Annotated in this window: 15 protein-coding genes; 10 read left to right on the forward strand and 5 right to left on the reverse strand. The window is 61.0% G+C overall.

Translation table 11 applies throughout. From position 1 onward, the window contains the following. A complete protein-coding gene (locus tag P0D52_RS12880; protein WP_394693051.1) occupies positions 1-2949 on the forward strand; it encodes a S8 family peptidase in 2949 nt (982 codons plus the stop codon). Between the two features lie 169 nt (positions 2950-3118). After that, the gene (locus P0D52_RS12885) at positions 3119-5710 is read left to right on the forward strand and encodes an EAL domain-containing protein (RefSeq protein ID WP_394693052.1); all 2592 of its coding nucleotides are present in this window, start codon (positions 3119-3121) and stop codon (positions 5708-5710) included. Here the strand turns inward: P0D52_RS12885 and P0D52_RS12890 are convergent. Beyond that, positions 5707-6495, reverse strand: a complete 789-nt coding sequence (locus P0D52_RS12890) for a MipA/OmpV family protein (protein WP_394693053.1) — start codon at positions 6493-6495, stop codon at positions 5707-5709. The genes P0D52_RS12885 and P0D52_RS12890 overlap by 4 nt on opposite strands. 101 nt (positions 6496-6596) lie before the next feature. Between P0D52_RS12890 and P0D52_RS12895 the strand changes: the two genes are divergently transcribed. Then, a complete protein-coding gene (locus tag P0D52_RS12895; protein ID WP_394693054.1) occupies positions 6597-7064 on the forward strand; it encodes a hypothetical protein in 468 nt (155 codons plus the stop codon). Here P0D52_RS12895 and P0D52_RS12900 read toward each other — a convergent pair. The 3 genes from P0D52_RS12900 to P0D52_RS12910 form a co-directional block, all read right to left on the reverse strand. Continuing rightward, positions 7061-7339 (reverse strand): 4a-hydroxytetrahydrobiopterin dehydratase, encoded by a 279-nt coding sequence (locus tag P0D52_RS12900; RefSeq protein ID WP_394693055.1) that lies wholly within the window; start codon positions 7337-7339, stop codon positions 7061-7063. The genes P0D52_RS12895 and P0D52_RS12900 overlap by 4 nt on opposite strands. Before the next feature lie 53 nt (positions 7340-7392). Then, positions 7393-8427: a CPBP family intramembrane glutamic endopeptidase gene (locus P0D52_RS12905; protein ID WP_394693056.1), complete on the reverse strand. Its 1035-nt coding sequence runs from the start codon at positions 8425-8427 to the stop codon at positions 7393-7395. A gap of 123 nt (positions 8428-8550) precedes the next feature. Then, positions 8551-9633: a helix-turn-helix domain-containing protein gene (locus tag P0D52_RS12910; protein WP_394693057.1), complete on the reverse strand. Its 1083-nt coding sequence runs from the start codon at positions 9631-9633 to the stop codon at positions 8551-8553. An 83-nt stretch (positions 9634-9716) separates the two neighbouring features. Between P0D52_RS12910 and P0D52_RS12915 the strand changes: the two genes are divergently transcribed. After that, on the forward strand, positions 9717-9989 hold the full coding sequence (locus tag P0D52_RS12915) for a histidine kinase (protein WP_394693058.1): 273 nt from the start codon (positions 9717-9719) through the stop codon (positions 9987-9989). Between the two features lies 1 nt (position 9990). On the opposite strand, the gene P0D52_RS12920 is transcribed toward P0D52_RS12915, so the two are convergent. Beyond that, positions 9991-11256: an FAD-dependent monooxygenase gene (locus tag P0D52_RS12920; protein WP_394693059.1), complete on the reverse strand. Its 1266-nt coding sequence runs from the start codon at positions 11254-11256 to the stop codon at positions 9991-9993. Positions 11257-11399: 143 nt separating this feature from the next. Here P0D52_RS12920 and P0D52_RS12925 point away from each other — a divergent pair, with 143 nt between their 5' ends. The 6 genes from P0D52_RS12925 to P0D52_RS12950 all read left to right on the forward strand — a co-directional run bounded on the left by P0D52_RS12925 (position 11400) and on the right by P0D52_RS12950 (position 18116). Continuing rightward, positions 11400-12407, forward strand: a complete 1008-nt coding sequence (locus P0D52_RS12925; RefSeq protein WP_394693060.1) for an AraC family transcriptional regulator — start codon at positions 11400-11402, stop codon at positions 12405-12407. A 106-nt stretch (positions 12408-12513) separates the two neighbouring features. Further along, positions 12514-13359, forward strand: coding sequence for an NAD(P)H-binding protein (locus tag P0D52_RS12930; RefSeq protein ID WP_394693061.1), 846 nt, complete (start codon positions 12514-12516; stop codon positions 13357-13359). Then, positions 13356-13790, forward strand: a complete 435-nt coding sequence (locus P0D52_RS12935; protein ID WP_394693062.1) for a DUF4345 domain-containing protein — start codon at positions 13356-13358, stop codon at positions 13788-13790. The genes P0D52_RS12930 and P0D52_RS12935 overlap by 4 nt, the downstream gene beginning before the upstream one ends. Before the next feature lie 39 nt (positions 13791-13829). Next, positions 13830-14333, forward strand: coding sequence for a DUF1772 domain-containing protein (locus P0D52_RS12940; protein ID WP_394693063.1), 504 nt, complete (start codon positions 13830-13832; stop codon positions 14331-14333). A 25-nt stretch (positions 14334-14358) separates the two neighbouring features. Continuing rightward, positions 14359-15621, forward strand: a complete 1263-nt coding sequence (locus P0D52_RS12945) for a serine hydrolase domain-containing protein (RefSeq protein WP_394693064.1) — start codon at positions 14359-14361, stop codon at positions 15619-15621. A gap of 128 nt (positions 15622-15749) precedes the next feature. After that, entirely contained in the window at positions 15750-18116 is a 2367-nt protein-coding gene (locus P0D52_RS12950) for a DNA translocase FtsK 4TM domain-containing protein (RefSeq protein ID WP_394693065.1), read from the forward strand. Positions 18117-18126 lie beyond the last annotated feature (10 nt).

Below are 18126 nucleotides of genomic sequence, written 5' to 3' on the forward strand. Positions count from 1 at the left end.
ATGAAAAAGTTTCTGCGCAACACAGCTGCCGCCTCGGTTCTGGCACTGGCCATAACGCCGCTGACAACAGCGCCCGTCTGGGCCGGAAAAAAGAATGACGAGCAGTCAGCCGAAACGCCGACCTTCCTGTTCGCCTATCGCGGAGACATCAATCCTTTCCGCGGCGATATCAGCCCCTTCTATGGCGATATCGATCCCTTCCATGGGGACATCAACCCGTTCCGCGGGGATATCTCTCCCTTCTACGGCGACATCTCTCCGTTCTGGGGCGACATTTCACCCTTCTGGGGCGACATCAACCCGTTCCACGGCGATATCAATCCCTTCCATGGCGACATCTCTCCCTTCTGGGGAGATATCTCTCCCTTCTACGGTGACATCGACCCCTTCTATGGTGATATCAATCCGTTCTACGGCGACATCAGCCCGTTCTGGGGCGATATCGGTCCGTTCTGGGGCGACATCAACGCTTTCTGGGGCGATATCGACCCCTTCCAGGACACGGCAACATCCGACTATGCGTCGGTGGCTGAACAGCTTCAGACAATTTTTGACCGTGCTGAAGACGTGTTTGGCGGCGCGGTGGCGCATGAGACCGGACAATCAGTACAGGAAGCGGTTCTCGCCGACTTGCTCGCCCGTTATGGCCTCGACCTTTCCAATCCGGACAGCCTCGCCAATATGGACGCCGCCGACCGTTCGGCCTTCTTCCTGGACTTCTATGATGGCCTGATGGGCTTTACCGGTCTGGATCGCGTCGATCACTGGATGCCGCAGGTCAACTGGACACCGGCGCTCTCGCAGCGTGCCGGTGGCGGAGAAAACGTGGTTGTCGGTGTTCTGGACTTCGCCTTTGGCGGTGATGAAGGCCTGAATGTACGCCGGACACGTGGCGACGGGACTTTCTACATCAATCACGGCGCCGCCGTGGCCGGTCTCATCAACGCCCCGCTGGATGGCCAAGGCGTGATGGGGATCGCTCCGAACGCGTCCCTGGCGACCTACAACCCGTTCGATGAAAGTCTGTCGACGAATTTCGACGATGTGGCGATGGGTGTCGAGCGCCTGCTCAAGGACCATGCCCGCGTCATCAACATGTCGCTGGGTGTGCCGGGCACGACTTTCGCCCAGGAATGGGCGGATGTGTTCAGCCATCGTCGAGTTGCGCGCAATGCCAGCGACGCCTTGTTTGTCGTCGCGGCGGGTAATGACGGCTACACGCAGGACTTTGACGTCGACTGGACCAGCGTGGGCGATGTGTCGAACCTGATCATCGTCGGCTCTGTCGATCCGGCCAGCAACATCTCCTTCTTCTCCAACCGTCCGGGCGATGCCTGCTTCACCATCAATGGGATTTGCGAAGAAGGGAACCGTCTGATGGACCGCTTCCTGGTGGCCCCGGGCGAGCTGATCCTCGTTTCCGACGGCCAGGGCGGCGTTGTCCGCCAGTCCGGCACCTCCTTTGCCGCGCCGCTAGTCTCAGGTGCCGCCGCACTGGTCCAGGGCCGCTGGGGCTGGCTGGAATCTGTTGATGTCGCCGACGTCCTCTTGCGCTCGGCCCGTGATCTGGGTGATCCTGGGACAGATGCGGTCTATGGCCGCGGCATGCTGGACATCGGTGCCGCCATGTCGCCGCTGGATACTGACAGCCTCTACATCGTGACCGGCGATATGCAGCGCCGCAATGTGCGGGGCCCGCAATGGGCAAGGGGCCGGTTGACCTTCCATACGGCGGATGAAAACAGCGTCGTCCTGTTTGAAGACCTCAATGACACCTTCCGCGACTTCGTCGTCTCGCTGGATGATTTGACACTGGACATGGGCGACGAAGACCTGGCCTCCGCTGTGAATGCGGAAACCTATCTCCTGGAACGCAACGGCAATGCGGACAGCGATAGCGATGGTACGGCGGATTTCCGCGACACCACCGAATATGCGGCCCCGCTGGCGTCCCGCGGCGCCTTCCGTGTCACGGCGGTGATGTCCAGCCACGATCCGCGCGAGAATATCAGCGATGGCGAATTGCCGGTCCAGATCGGCATCCGCATGAGCGATGAGGTGTCGGGCCGCGAAATGCGCTTCGGTCTTGGCAATGGCGCGCTGGCCTTCTCTGGCCAGGACGGGTTCGGCCTCTTCTCCGACCATCGTCCGGAAACGGGCGGCGTCAATCCGGTCCTCGGATTTGCCTCGGGCGGTCTCTACGGCATGGCCGGCTATACGCTGGATACCCGTACCCGCCTCAACTTCGGTGTCTCGACCGAGCGGGATGAGGACATGTATGTCCTGCCCTATTCCGGCGAGGAACGAGCACGCGTCGAGGGGCTTGATGCCTATCAGGCAACCGCCTTTGTTGGAGGCATCGAACACACGCTTCGTGACGGGTTGGAGGTCAATCTCTCCTACACCCTGCTTCGGGAAGAGACCGGCTTCCTCGGGGCGCAAGGCACCGGCCCGCTGGACTTCAGCGGCGGTACGATGACCGACGCGGTCACGTTCGGAACGTCTGTGGCTTTGCCGATGGCGCTCAACTTCGATGCGTCCGCCACGATGGCCCGCACTCGTGCCGGTGACTTTGACAGCGACGTGCTGGAATTGTCGCAGGACACGCTGTCGACGGCTTTCCAGGTCACCATGACCCGCAATGGGCTGGTTTCGGACGGAGATGCGCTGCGCGTCATCCTGATCCAGCCCCTGCACATCGAAAGCGGCGAGATGCGTTACACCGCTGCCGGTGTGGTGGATCGCGAGAATGGCACGCTGGACGTTTCTACCCAGACCTGGCGTCTGGGCGGCGAGCGCCCGCTCTTCGCAGAAGCCATGTATGGCACCTATCTCTTCAGCGGATCGACCGAATTCAGCGTCTATTCGCGAGTGGAAGTGTCCGGCGACCAGCAGGCAGACGATATCAGCGGCTTCACCGCCGGCGGCCGCCTCCGCTTTGAATTCTAAGCCTACGACCTGTGGTCCACCTCGCCCCCTCCCGGTCTCCGGGAGGGGGTTTTTCTTTGTTCACAGGGCCATGGCGCAAATGAACACCAGCTGATTCGATAAATCTTAAGCCCTTTGTGGTTGTCTATGGCCTCGTCGGCCAGACCGTTGGCCGGACGCGGAGACAGCGATGTCGTGGTGGAAATGGATTTCTGGTGTCTTGCTGGCCCTCGCCTTGATGGCGGGTTCGGCCGCTCATGCCCAATCCGACCTTCAAGTGGTGTCTCCCTATGCCGACGCCATTGAGGCGGCACGCACCAACATGATGAGCGATCCGCAGACCGCGCTGGAGCATGCCCAGCACGCTGAACAGCTTGTGCCCGTGGATTTTGACGGGGCGACGCAGGAGATGGCGCTGGCGTCCGCCGCATGGCTGCAATCGGAAGCGATGACGCGCCTGGGGCGTCCGAATGAGGCTCTGCCCCTCGCCGAGCGCGCGCTGGCCTTGCTGGGCGTAAATCCGGTTCCAACCAAACTCTACGCCGATGTTCTTCTCTCCATGGGGCGGATTCTGAAGCTGACCGGCGAGCATGGCGAGGCGCTGGAAAGCTTCCAGAACGCCTTCGATGTCTATGTCGCCATCGGCGAAACCCGCAGTCAGGCCATTGTGCTGCAATCCATCGGATCCATCTACAATGATGCCCGACAATATGATCGCGCGATCGAGTATTTCTCCGACGCCGTCGAGCGGCACCGCGATACCAATCTGGACCTCGCAGCCTTCAACAATCTCGGCAATGCGTACACCGCGCTCGAGGACTATCCGCATGCGCTGGACTACTACACGCAGGCGCTGGCGGCCGCAGAGGAGATGGGCAGCGGCATGTTGCAGGCCCGGATTCTGAACAATGTGGCCTCGCTTCATATTGCCAGTGGCGACTGGCAGGCCGCCGACATGGCGGTGGATCAGGCCTTTGCTGCGGCCGGAGAGACATCCGGTGCAGAATGGTCGCGCTTCTTGTGGGGCGTGCGCGCGCAGGCCGCGCTGGGCCGCGGCGAGTATGCGGCTGCGCGCACCGGTATCGAGCGTGTCTTTGACGGTGTGGAGATTTCCGCGACCAATCATCACTTCACCGATTTCCATGATTCCGCCGCGCGGATTTACGAGGCGCTGGGCGAGTATGAGCTGGCGATTTCTCATTTACGCGCGTTCAAACGTCTTGAGGATGATGGCCGGGAATTCGCCGCCAATGCCAATTCCGCCCTGATCGGGGCGCAGTTCGACTTTGCTGCGCAGGATCTGCAGATCCAGCAATTGCGCGCCGAAGGTCTGGCGCGTGACCTGGCGCTGGCGCAGAGTGAAGCCCGCCAGCGCATGATCATCGCCAGCGGAGCCGGCGGATTGATGCTGCTCCTGCTGATCGGAATGGTTCTGGCCATGCTCAGTTTCCGGGCGCGGGCCCGGCTGATGCGGGAGCAGCTGAATATTGATGCCGAAACCGGCCTGCCCACGCGCCATGCCCTTGTCAGACGGCGCAATCGGGATGTTTCCGATGACGGCCTGAATACTTTTGTCGCCGCAGTGAACCTCAATCGCGCCTCTCACATTGAAAGCCTTCTCGGCTTCGCGAACTTCGTGGAATTACAGAAGCAGCTGGGGGCGCGTCTGGGTGATATTGACGGCTTAACATTCGTTTCTCTTATCGGACCTGGCGAGTTCGGAATCCAGCTTGATACCGATGACGAGCTGGTTGTTGAGGACGAGATCAACGAATTACTTCGCGCATTCGGGCGTCCGATCATGATTGACGGGGTCGATGTCGATGTCAGCGCCACGATCGGTCTGGACAATTCCGCCGATAGCGAAATGGCCGTCCGCAATGCCATGATTGGCGTGAGCCAGGCGGAAGATCAGTCCACTCCCCATGCGCTGTATAATGAGCGCCGCTTCGGCGATCCGACCGAAAATCTCAGCCTGATGACCCGAATGATGGCCGCGACAGAAGCGGGTCATATGCAGATGCATTACCAGCCGAAGCTGGATCTGCGGCGTGGCGTCTTTACTGCTGCAGAAGCCCTTTGCCGGTGGAATGATCCCGAACGCGGCTATATCAGTCCGGATAACTTCATTCCCCAGGCCGAGGGCACCGGAAAAATTCGCGAGCTGACCGAATGGACCGTGCGTCAAGCGATGGCCGACAAGGCACATCTGGCCCGGATGGGCCATGACATATCCATCGCCGTGAATGTGTCCGGCGTTTTGGTGGCCGACCCGAAATTCGGTCAGCGCATTCTGGAAATTGTCGGCTTCGGAGCATCCGGCCTGATCTTCGAGATCACCGAAACCGCCATGATGTCCAATCCGGACAAGGCGATTCACAATCTTGACCGCTGGGTGGATGCCGGGATCAAGCTGGCGATTGATGATTATGGCACAGGCTTTTCGTCGCTCGCCTACCTCAAACGCCTGCCGTGTGAGGAATTGAAGGTCGATCAGGTCTTTGTCAAAGGCGCGCATACGTCTGCCAAGGACCGGACGCTACTCAAATCGACCATCGATCTGGCCCATAATCTGGGCATGTCAGTCACGGCCGAGGGCGTCGAGGATGATGATATCCTGACAGCGCTGCGGGTCATGGGATGCGATGTCGCTCAGGGCTATGGCCTGTCCAAGGCCTTGCCGCTCGATCAGCTCCGGCAATTCCTTGATCAGGCCCGGCAACGCCCCACAGAGGCTGCGCCCGGCAGTAGCGGCACCATTTCCCAGTTCCGGACCCGCTAAAAACGCCGGCCAATACCAACGCCCGCAAAATACTGCATCTCATCGCCGCGCAGGGTCACGATCGGCGTGTCAGCATAATCGCCCTGCAGGCGGTTGGCACCGAAAATGCCGGTCACCGACCAGTCCTCGGTGATCTGCTGATCCAGGAGGAAGGTGACCCCGATATCCTGAATGCCGGATTGGGCCTGATAAACCGGCAGACCGCTGGCCAGAGACCCGGCGGCGTCGACCGAGAAAAGACGGTCGGCATAATCATCCGGTGAGCCGGAGACCGACAGGTTCGCGATCAGCAATGTGGTGCGCGACAGCGGCGTGGCATAGGCCACCGAGCCGGACCAGAAAGCGCCGCCAAACTCACCTGTCACATCGGCGCCGAGGCGGCCACTGACGAAGACACGGTCGTATTGACTCAAAACGCCCTGTGCGACCTCGACGCGGACAAATCCGCCCGCCACAACGCCGCCATCGACTTCCGGCAGAAGGTCAACGACGACATCGCCGGTATCATCATCGCGTCCGCCATAAACCCGGAAATAGGCACCGGCCTCGACCTTGCCCTCATTGTAGAAGCTGGCGGAAATGCCCGGACCTTCAACCTGATAGACGACCCCGCCCAGCGTGGCACGTCCGGCCGCAAACGGAATGAAGCGGTAGCTGTCTCCACCGGGAGATTCCGGCAGGGCGGCGACACCGACGGCCACGAAATTGCCGGGGCCACCCTCTTCTTCCTGGGCCAGGACGGGGGCAGTCATAAGCAGGCTGGCGAGGGCAGCTATACGCAACATGGGGTCACTCCATTCATGGTTTGCAGAGTCTTACGAAAACTCGGCGAAATCGGATGAGTCCGGAAGCGGATTTTATACGCTCATCTGATATTGATCCCGGCATGAAAAGATTTCTTCTCGCCTTCTCGATCTGCTCGCTCCTGATGACGCCAACCGCCTTTGCTGGCGGAGGCGGCGGTGGAGCCAGCGCGGATGCTCATGGGGCCGCACCGGCCCAACAGGGCAGCGGCCGGCAGCATCGGCCGATTACGTCATCGGCAGGATATGTACCGCTGGCCCCCCTGACGGCGACAGTTCAATCGGACTTTCGCTTACGCGGCATCATGCATATCGAAGCCGGGCTGGAAATTCCGAACAACCGCCAGAGAGAACGGGCTGAACGGTTGATGCCGCGCCTGCGCGATCGCTATGTCTCGGCACTCGCCATGTATACGGGTGCCAATTACCGTTTTGGCGATGTGCCGGATGCCGACCGGATTTCAGAGCTGCTTCAGCAGGCGACAGACGAGGTTCTTGGGGCTGGCGAGGCCGACATCCTGCTCGGCATGGTGATCATTCACGAAAACTAGGCGATACCGTCCATGAAGCGGGCGAGATCGAGATCCAGCGTTGTGACGCCATCGGCATCATGCGTGGACAACAAAACGTCGACCTTGTTGTAGACATTGAACCATTCCGGATGGTGGTCCATCTGATCGGCCTTGATCGCCACACGCGACATGAAGCCGAAGGCCTCGTTGAAATCGCCGAACTGGAAGACTTTGCGGATGGCATCGCGTCCTTCAACAATGTCCCATCCGGATAATTGCGAAACCGCTTTTTGTGCGCCAAGTTTTTCGGCCATGACTGCCTCCCGTTTTCAATGCGGGAGGCAGCATGCCGATTGCGCGCGTCGGATCAAGCGGGCTTGTGCCGCCAGGCCGAGCGATAGATCAGGCCGAGCCCCAACGTTACGACAAAGGCGGCCAGACCGATCCACATCGCATTGGCCTGGAACGTCATGGCCAGCACAGCGAGGGCGATTACCGGCACCAGGGCGACGAAGGCCTGTAGCGTGGTCCAGCGGAAGAACAGCGCCAGCCATTTCCCGACTTCCGATGCAATGGGCCGGATGAAGACAATCAGCACCAGAACGGCAAGGCCGAGTTGAACCGCGCCCAACCAGCTGTCCGCCGGAAAGTTGGTGATGGCGTGGCCGATCACAGCCGGCCAGATCGTACCCGTGCGCAAGGTCGCGAACGCGAGGGTGAGACTGACAATCATCACCGAAATACTGGTCGCGATCATCGCAGGATCGGTTGAAGCGTATTGCACGTGCAGAAGCGCAAACGGCACAGAGGTGAAAAGAATGGCGGCCCCCGGCGCGATGACTTCCGTCATCCGGCCCAGCGCATAGCCGCGCCACGTCACTTCCTCCAGGAGCGGAACAAGGCCGAAACTGCCGACAAAAAGGAAGGTCCAGAAGCGCATGTCCCAGGGCGCTTCACGCAAGGCCGCCCAGACCGGCGTGTCCTGCCCGAACGGAGCGACGTCCTGAAGAAACAGCACCAGCGTGGCAGGCGCACCGGCAATCAAGCCCAGCGCAGCGCCCCATTTCAGGATACCGAGTGTGGAGAGATTGCCCTTGCCGAGGGCGTGACTTTTTAGACTGCGACGGCCCCGTAAAAGGCCGAATAGCGCGGCGAGACCGATCAGCACGCCGTACTGGATTGCGAAGATCCGCAACATCGTCCAGGCACCGCCCAGAAGATTCTGCTCATTGCCCGCCAGCCCCAGTGCTTCGCCGAGTGACGGGGTGAACAGGGATTGCGCCATGATCGCCGCGCCGGTGGATGCGCCGATCAGGAGGACGACTTCCAGACCGCCGGCAAAGGCCGGGACAATCCTGAATGTACGATTGGCAGGTTCGAATGCGATGTGAGGTGAGGTCATGTTCTGGCTCCGTGATGACCGGTTGAAGGTGTCGGAGCGCAAACAAGCCGGTTTCCGCGGGCGCGTCGTCCGGATGGCTATAAAAAGACAGACCGGACGTTATTATTTATTATATTCAATACTTTATTGATGCACAAAAAGCCGACGCCAGGCTGCGGGTGATGTGTTCAATTCGCGCCGGAAGGCCTCATACATGGCCGATTTAGAGCCGAATCCCGCATCCAGACCAAGGGCCAGTGTCGTCACGCGGGCATTCGCCGGGTCACGCGCCAGTTTCTCCATTTCCTGCAAGCGCGCCCTCAGTACAGCGTCGTGGAAACTGGTTTCGCCGCCGACCCGGAAGGCCTGTGTCAGGCGCTCCGGTGCCCATCCCATCTCGTCGGACAATCGAGGGGCCGTCAGGACGGGATCGAGAAAAAGGCGGCTCTCGGCAAGGCGGAGGGTTACCGCTTCAAAATCGGCTCTGGCGGCTGCGGCGTCCACGACGGGGCGAGGGGCGCTGGCGGGCGGCGACAGGAAAATACCGGGGCGGGTCAGGCCGCGATGCGCGACATAGGCAACCTGCAGAATCTGGAAGCCCAATAGCGCCCCGACATGCACATTGATCGGCCATATGCCCAGAGTGGACGTGGGCACAGCCAGCAAGGCTGCGAGAATGACGATCAACGATGAAATCGCCCAGACTTCCATCCAGCCGGGGTCGACCTCCGCCAGATTGGAATACCTGTCTTTCAGCTTTCGGCGCGCTTGCCGCGCCAGGCGCAGGACCATGATGGGCCAGGCGGCCGAAATCAGCAGGGCCATGAGTGGCAGGAGAACCAGCCAGACCGGGGCCTGCTGCGCGATGATGGCGCCCGAGCGCGTTTCCAGCTGCACCGTCAGAGGCAAAAGCGCCAAAACGGTTGCCACGCCCGCCATGACTCCCATCTGGGGCACGACGTTCAGCGGACGCGACAGGCTGGCCCGCGCATAGATCAATTGCGCCGGCCCCAGACAGAAAAGCAGGAACTGGCCCAGCGACAACCAGATAAGCGGCCAGAAGTCCGGCCACCCAGCGCTAAAAGCGATAGAGGCAAAGGCGCCGCCTTGCGCTGCCAGCCAGAAGAGCAGGCTGGCCTCGGCGGCCGCAAACGGACGTTTTGCCAGCAGAATCGCGATCAGGAAGAGGCAGATGGCGCCGCCCAGTATGGCCAGGATCAGGATCAATTCTCTGTTGCCCTTGTGTGTCAGCCGAAAATTAACGCGTTTCTGCTTACATGATGTCTTCTGTGGATGGAAAGGAGACGGCCATGACCCGTTTTCTAAAATCGGATAGCAATCCGGCTGGTCATAAACTGGAAGACATTCTGATGGAGCTGCGGTCGGACGTTCTGATCCGTTGCACCAAGATTGCCGGTGATCATCGCCCGGAAGCGCTGAAAGTGCTGTCCAACAATATGAAGGTGCTGGAGCATCTGACCGCTGCGATCGAGCTGGCGCAGGATTCCACCAATATCCTTGACCGGGCTTTCGGCCCGTCCGAGGCGATGGAAGGTGGAGAGCCGCGCATCGGCGTGGCCTGATTTACGCCGCGAGGCTTTCGCCCTTCAACAATTTCGGAAGATCGCCTGTCTCTCCGCCCGCTTCACGCATGAAGAATTGCCGGGCGGCCGGGATTTTGTCGACCAGTGAGAGACCCAGCCCGCGCGCCATGCGCAGCGGGCCGATATCGTTTGAAAACAGTCCGTTGAACATGTCGGTTGCCGCAACCAGCCCCATGGAATCCAGTTTCCGCCATTTGGCATAGCGTTGCAGGGTGACGGGCGAGCCAAGCTCCATACCCAGCGATTTCGCGTCCGCCAGCACTTCAGCGAGCGCAGCCGCATCGCGGATGCCGAGATTGAAACCCTGCCCGGCCAGCGGGTGGATGCCGCGCGCCGCGTCGCCGACATAGGCGATCCGGTCCTCATAAAACCGTTCGGCAAATTTCACGGACAGGGGATAGCCCCAGCGCGGACCGGTTTCCTTCACCGCGCCCAGAAAATCGCCGAAACGCTTGTCGAGCTCGGTTTGAAAGCCATCGGCATCCAGTTTCAATATGGCGTTGGCGATATGGGTACGCTCGGTCCAGACGAGGGAGGAGCGATTGCCGGGCAAGGGCAGGATGGCAAAGGGGCCGCCCGGCAGGAAATATTCATACGCCACGCCGTTATGCGGTTTTTCATGTTCGACCGTCGCGACAATGCCGGACTGGTCATAGCCCCAGCCAGCGGTGCGGGTGCCGGCCTGTTGCCGCATACGGGAGAATTTGCCGTCGCTGGCGCACAAGAGGCGCGCTCGCAGGACGCGGCCATCCTCCAGATAGAGCTCAATCCCGCCGGGAATATGCTCCCAGCGATCGGCCTTGACCGGCGCGATCAGCCGGATGTCCTTGCGCGCTTTCAGACAGGCGGTCAGCGCATGGCGGGTATGGCGGTTCTCACACATCCAGCCCAGGGGTTCGCCATCATCCTCCGGGTGAATTTCACGGCGGTCGAAATGCAGCGTGTTCGGGCCCGGGCCGCCGGGCTTTGGTCCGCCATAGGGCCGGCCATCACAGACCAGGATATGCTCGATCCGTTGCACGTGCTCGCGCATGCGGTCGGCGGCGCCGATCACTTCCAGCATGCGATAGGACGTATAGGCCAGCGCCGAGGCGCGGCCATCAAATTCGGGCGCCAGCATGTCATCCAGCGGCGCGGCATCGACCAGCGTCACCGAAACACCTGCCTGATCCAGCGCCAACGCAAGGGTCTGTCCCGCCAGCCCGCCACCGAGCACAATCACATCGCTATCGAAGGAATTTGTCATGAGGCGGACTTTATACCGCTTGCCGCGAGTGGGAAGAGGGCGCGCTGCCGCAGGAACATTCGGAACCGCTCTTCCAATGGCATAATCCCGGCGCGACCCGGTTTCGTCTAGGACAGCGGGCGAAATGTCCTATAACGTCTGCCATGACGAAGATCACATCTCTCTATGTTTACAAGGTCATCAGCCAGGCCTCTCCCGGCGTTGAGACGCGTGATCTGTTGGAAGATTTGGGCCTCGACCCTGACGGGGCAATCAATCCGGCGCACCTGATCGCGTCGGCCGACTATTATGATTTCTTCGAGACGCTCGCTGATCGGGATCCGGAAGGCCTTGGCCTGCCCTGGCGCATCGGCGCCTCCATGCGGACAGAGGAATACGGCGCGTTTGGTCTCGCCTGGAAATCCGCGCCTTCGCTGCGGGATTCCTTCTGGCGGTCCGAGCGCTATGGCCGTGTCCTGGGGAGCGCTGAAACCTATCACCTCGAAGAATCGGGCGGGAAATTATTCTTCTGCCTCGAGAAAGCCGGCGACGGCCGGGCCGGCATGCTGTTGTCGAATGAAGCCAGCATGGCGGCAGTGGATGTGATCTGCCGCGAGGTGACGACGGCCGATTTCCAGCCGCTTTCTGTTCATTTCAAGCATTCGCCGAGAGGCCCGGTTGCGGCCTATGAAGCGCATTTCGGGTGTCCGGTTCATTTCGACTCCGGGCGCGATGCCTTGCAGGTGAGTGCCGCGCAGGTTGATGCGCCCAACCGGGTTGGCGATGAAACGATTGCGCGCTTCTTCGACCAACATCTGGAGGAGCAGCTGGCCTCGTTGAGCGCCGATGACGCGCTGGAACCGCAAGTGCGCCGCGCCGTGACGGAAGAGCTCAGCGATGGCGTGCCGACTCTGTCGCGAATTGCCTCCAAGCTGGGCCTTGGAACGCGTACACTTCAAAGGCGGCTGTCAGAACAGGGGCATTCCTTCCAGAGCGTCGTGGACATGGCGCGCAAGGAGCTGGCGCGCCGATTGCTGCGCGAAACCAGCTACAGCCTGGCTGAAGTGGCCTTCCTGACGGGGTTTTCCGAGCAGAGCGCTTTTACCCGTGCCTTCAAACGATGGGCAGGTGAAACGCCCCGCTCCTACCGGCTGGGGTCCGGCAAGGGCTGAAAAGCCGTCTTTGACGCGATCGGTCAAATCTTTGACGCGCACGGGCAAGAGCCTGACGGCGCCGGGCCTTATGCCTCGACTTGCAAACCCCAAATGGAGCAAGTCAATGAAAACACAAACCACCCCACAAGGCCTCACCCTCGTACTGGGCGGCACCGGAAAGACCGGACGGCGCGTCGCCGACCGTCTGAAAGCTGCTGGCCATGAAGTCCGCATCGGATCGCGCGGCTCGGTGCCGTCTTTCGACTGGCACAATGAGCAAGGCTGGGAGGCCTGTCTCGACGGCGCATCCGCTGCCTACATCAATTATGCGCCGGATCTCGCCATGCCGGGTGCAACCGACGCAATTGCCGCCTTCGTCGAGCTGGCGAAACGCGCCGGCGTCAAGCGGCTGGTCCTGTTGTCAGGCCGCGGCGAAGCCGAAGCGCAGGCCTGTGAGCGGATCGTCCAGGCCTCGGGTCTCGAATGGACCATCGTGCGCGCCAGCTGGTTCAACCAGAATTTCTCCGAAGGTGCCTTTATCGACATGGTGCTGAACGGCACGATCACACTGCCGGCCGGCGATCAGGTCGAGCCTTTCGTTGATGTCGATGACATTGCCGATGTGGCCGTCGCCGCTTTTACGGAAGACCACCACAATGGCGAGATCTATGAGGTCAGCGGCCCGCGTTTGATGAGCCTCACCGATGTCGCCGCGGACCTGTCACAGGCGACCGGGCGCGAGATTGCCTATGTGAATGTGCCGCATGACGGCTTCGTCGCCGAAGTCGAAAAATCCGGCGCGCCCAAAGATGTCGTCTGGATGCTGGATTATCTGTTCTCGACGGTTCTGGATGGGCGCAATGCGCATCTGACCGACGGTGTCCAGCGCGCGCTGGGCCGCGCGCCCAAGGATTTCGCGGATTATGCCCGCGATGTCGCGGCGACCGGCGTGTGGGAGACGGCGCAATGAACCGGCTTCTCACACGATCCGCTCTGGTCACAGCCGGTGCACTTCTGGGCGGGATTGGCGGTGCGCTGATCCTGGTCCCGCAGGATTTCCTCTCCATGAGCCATGTTGTCATCGACAGCGATCCCGGGCTGATGTTCGAGCTGGCCGCCCCGGGCGGCGTCCTCCTGATCTCCGGCGCCCTCATGCTGGCCGGAGCGGTCAGAATCCGCTTTGCCGATCTGGCGCTGGCGATTGGTGCCATCATCTATGGCAGCTATGGCGCAGGGCGATTGATCAGCATGGCACTCCACGGTCTGCCGTCTGACTCGCTCATTGCCGCGACAGTCATCGAGCTGGGCATCGCGGCCACGCTGTCAGCGCTCTGGCTCGCTTCGCCATCCCGAAAACAGCAAGGCCGGAACGAGGATGAATTCGACGGTGTCGTCGTCTGAACGCCTTCCTTTTCTGTCATCAAATCAAGGACAAGAATCATGACCTATGAATGGACTCTCTTTGCCTGCGCCTTCCTGGCACTCTGGAGCGCTGTCGTCGGCGGTGTGTTTTCCGCCTTCTCCGAATTCATCATGGCCGGCCTGCTGCGGGCCGAGCCCAAAGCCGGCATCCAGGCGATGCAGCAGATCAACAAGACCGTAATCCGGACCCAATTTGTTGCCGGAATCCTGTTGATCCCGGTGCTGTCGATCCTGTTCGCGGTCCATTCCGCCTACACAATGGAAGGCGTTGCACTTTTCGCCCTGGTTCTCGCACCCGCCATCTATGTGTCATCGGTCTTCCTGATGACGCTGTTTGGCAATGTGCCGATGAATAACCGGCTGGATTCATTCGATCCGGCAAGCCCTGAAGCCGCCGATTATTGGCAGGTCTATGGCCGCCGCTGGACCCGGCTCAATCACTTCCGAACGATCGGCAGCGTTCTGACGGCCGGTCTCTACATCCTTGCCGCAATTGCGCTCATCAGCAGCGCGCCGGCATAGGCTTCATCAGAATCGGAGACCTGACATGAAACGCATACTTTTCCTTTCCCTCGGCGCGATTGTGGCACTCGCAGCCTGGATTGTGCTGGTTTTTGCCGCGACGAGTGAAGGCTGGGGCCGGCCGGCTCTGACGCCATCGGACGACACCGCCAGCTTCGTTGAGGCGGCTACCCGGATTGTCGAGCGCGACCATTCTGGCAATCTGGTCCTTCTGGTTCTGGAAGACGGGCGTGTTGCCGAGCGATACAGCGTCTCGACGGGTGATCCGGTCGACGGATCATCGGTCTTTCAGGTGGCCTCGCTCGGCAAATGGCTGACGGCCTGGGGTGTCATGACGCTGGTCGAAGACGGCGCCATTGATCTTGATCGTCCGGTCTCGGACTATCTCACCCGCTGGCAATTACCTGACAGCGAATTCGATAATTCCGGTGTGACGGTGCGGCGGCTACTCAGCCACACGGCCGGGCTGGGCGATGGTCTGGGTTATGACGGATTTGACGGCCCGGAGGACGTTCAGACACTTGAAGACTCACTGACACGCGCCTGCGATGCCTCGCCGGGAAATAGCGGAATTGTTGAACTGGGGTCCGAGCCGGGCAGTGAGTGGAATTATTCCGGCGGCGGCTACACCCTTCTGCAATTGCTGATCGAAGAGGTGTCCGGTCAGTCCTTTGCAGAATTCATGTCCCAGCGCGTATTTGTTCCGCTCGGCATGGAGCGCACGACATTCGACCATGAAGAGGCGCTCCGGCTGGGCCTTGCCGAGAATTATGATCTGGACGGCCATACCGAACCCTTCCGCTGGTATACGGCGCTAGCGGCGACATCGCTTTTTACCACCGCCGACGATCTCGCCGTGTTTATCAATGCGCAGGCAGCGCAGGGCGCCCAATCCGTCCTGACCGAAGCGTCACTGGCGCTGATGCAAACGCCTCATGCGTCGCAAATGGGCGCGGATATATGGGGGGCAGGCCCCATGCTCTACGCCCCGAACAATACGGGTGGCTACATAATCGGTCATGACGGAAATAATGGTCCGGCCATCAATACGGCCGCCCGCTTTGACCCGGCAAGCGGGGACGGCCTCGTGATCCTGTCGACCGGCAGCGAAATGCTGGCCACGCGACTGGCAGGCGAATGGGTGTTCTGGAAGACCGGCAATATCGACAGCCTGATGTTCCTGATGTCCATTGAAGCCATGCTTTTGTGGATGGGCATCGGGTCACTTCTCATTTTGTTCGCCGCTGTCATTCTTGGCTGGCGAATGCGAAAGCCGCGACCGGCTTGAACCACGACTCTGGCCATCGGCAACCTTGGCGTTGATGTCAAACATACGGGACCATCGGTCTGTCCCCCAACCGCATTATCTTAACCCGTATTTACCATCGACTCACGCTTTCGCGATTGAATACGCGCATGGCGGGTTATGATGCTGTTTCTTCCGACGATATTTCGGGCCGGGTCCGCCGTGCGGGTTCCGGCTGGATGACGCGTCTGGGTGCCTGGATCACGGGCGGCCTGCTGGTCGTGCTGGCCGGGCTGACCGGTTTTGCCTTGCTGGATCATAATCCGCTGGACCCGAGCTGGAATGTCGCCTCGTCGCAAGCCGTGACCCATTCGCTGGGCGCATTTGGTGCGATCCTCTCCGACCTCCTGTTGCAGACACTCGGATGGGCCGCCGGCGGTGTTTCTCTGGTTCTGGCCGGCTGGGGCGTGATGAAGATGACGCGCCGCTATCAGCCGCGCTCGCTCGGTTTCAAGCTCTTGCGCATCCTGGCCGCCGGATTTGCCATTCTCGGCTTTGCCATGGCGGTGGCCGCCCTGCCCATCCCGGACACCTGGCCGTTCGCCGTCAGCCTCGGCGGGGTGCTGGGCGATGGCCTGCTCTTTACGCTCGTCGATCCGCTGACATCCATCGGTGCTCCCGCGCCGATGGCGATTGCCGCCGGGCTGGGCCTGCTGGTGTCGATACTGGGTGTGTTCTTCACTTTCGGCCTGCGACCGTCTGATATTGTCGCGGCGGCCGATACGGCCAGCCTCGTCTGGGCGACAATACGGGTCTGGATCGACAGCGCACTGGGCTATCTGCCCTGGCGTGAAGGCGAACGCGAAGCCGAAGCGCGCGATGCCGATGACGTGGTGGCCGCGCCCAGACCGCGCGCCAAGCGCCGCAAGCCCATGGAACCGGTGATTCCGGCTGTGAAAGTGGCGCCGACGCGCAAGCCGCGCGCCTCGGGCCGCGAAGCGCGCGAAGCACAGGGGGCCTTGCCCTTTGCACAGTCCGGCGGGTTCAAACTGCCGCGTCTGGATCTTCTGGTCCGGCCCAAGGCACGCACGGAATCTGTTGATGCGCAGGCATTGCAACAAAATGCCGAGCTGCTTCAGGGCGTGCTGGAGGATTTCGGCGTCCGCGGCGAGATCGGGCAGGTCCGCCCGGGCCCTGTGGTGACGCTTTACGAATTCGAGCCCGCAGCCGGTGTGAAATCCTCCCGCGTCATCGGCCTGTCGGATGATATCGCGCGCTCGATGAGCGCGACCGCCGCCCGCGTGGCGGTGGTGCCCGGCAAAAATGCCATCGGTATCGAGCTGCCCAATCCGCATCGCGAGACCGTTTTCCTGCGAGCACTGTTCAATTCCTCGGCCTTTGAGTCCTCGAAAGCCGAACTGCCCATGGCGTTGGGCGAGACCATCGGCGGCGAGCCTTTTGTCGCCGACCTAGCGCGCATGCCGCACCTCTTGATCGCCGGAACCACCGGCTCGGGGAAATCGGTCGGCATCAATGCCATGATATTGTCGCTGCTCTACCGCTTGCCGCCGGAAGACTGCCGCATGATCATGATTGATCCGAAGATGCTGGAATTGTCGGTCTATGACGGTATTCCGCACCTGCTCTCGCCCGTCGTGACCGATCCGAAGAAGGCCGTTGCCGCCCTGAAATGGACGGTGCGCGAAATGGAAAGCCGCTATCTGCGCATGTCCAAGATCGGCGTGCGCAATGTGGCGGGCTTCAATGAACGGGTCGCCGAGGCGCTGGAGAAGGACGAGCCGCTCGAACGCACGGTTCAGGTTGGCTATGACCGGGAATCCGGCGAGCCGATGTACGAGACCGAGACCATCGAAGCGGTGAAGATGCCCTATATCGTGGTCGTCATCGACGAGATGGCGGATCTGATGATGGTCGCCGGCAAGGAGATTGAAGGTACGGTTCAGCGTCTGGCCCAGATGGCCCGCGCCGCCGGTATTCATATGATTACCGCCACACAGCGCCCGTCCGTCGATGTCATTACCGGCACGATCAAGGCGAACTTCCCGACGCGTATCTCCTATCAGGTGACGTCCAAGATCGATTCCCGCACCATCCTCGGTGAACAGGGCGCTGAACAGCTCCTTGGCATGGGTGACCTTCTCTACATGGCCGGGGGTGGACGCATTCGCCGGCTTCACGGCCCCTTCGTGTCCGATCAGGAAGTCGAGGATGTCGCTGCCTATCTGAAAAAACAGGGCACGCCGGAATATCTGGAAGAAGTGACCGAAGAGAATGACGATGCGCCCTCGCCCTTTGACGAGGCGGGCGGCGGATCTGGCGACGACCTGTTCGATCAGGCCGTGGCCGTGGTGGCGCGCGATCGCAAGGCCTCGACCAGCTATATCCAGCGCCGTTTGCAGATCGGTTATAACCGGGCCGCCACGCTGATCGAGCGCATGGAGGATGAGGGCATGATCGGCCCCGCCGACCATGCCGGCAAGCGCGAGATTTTCCTGCCTGAACATAACGCGGCCTGATTCTCACGCG

The sequence above is a fragment of the Hyphobacterium sp. genome (assembly GCF_043584775.1).
Lineage (GTDB): Bacteria > Pseudomonadota > Alphaproteobacteria > Caulobacterales > Maricaulaceae > Hyphobacterium.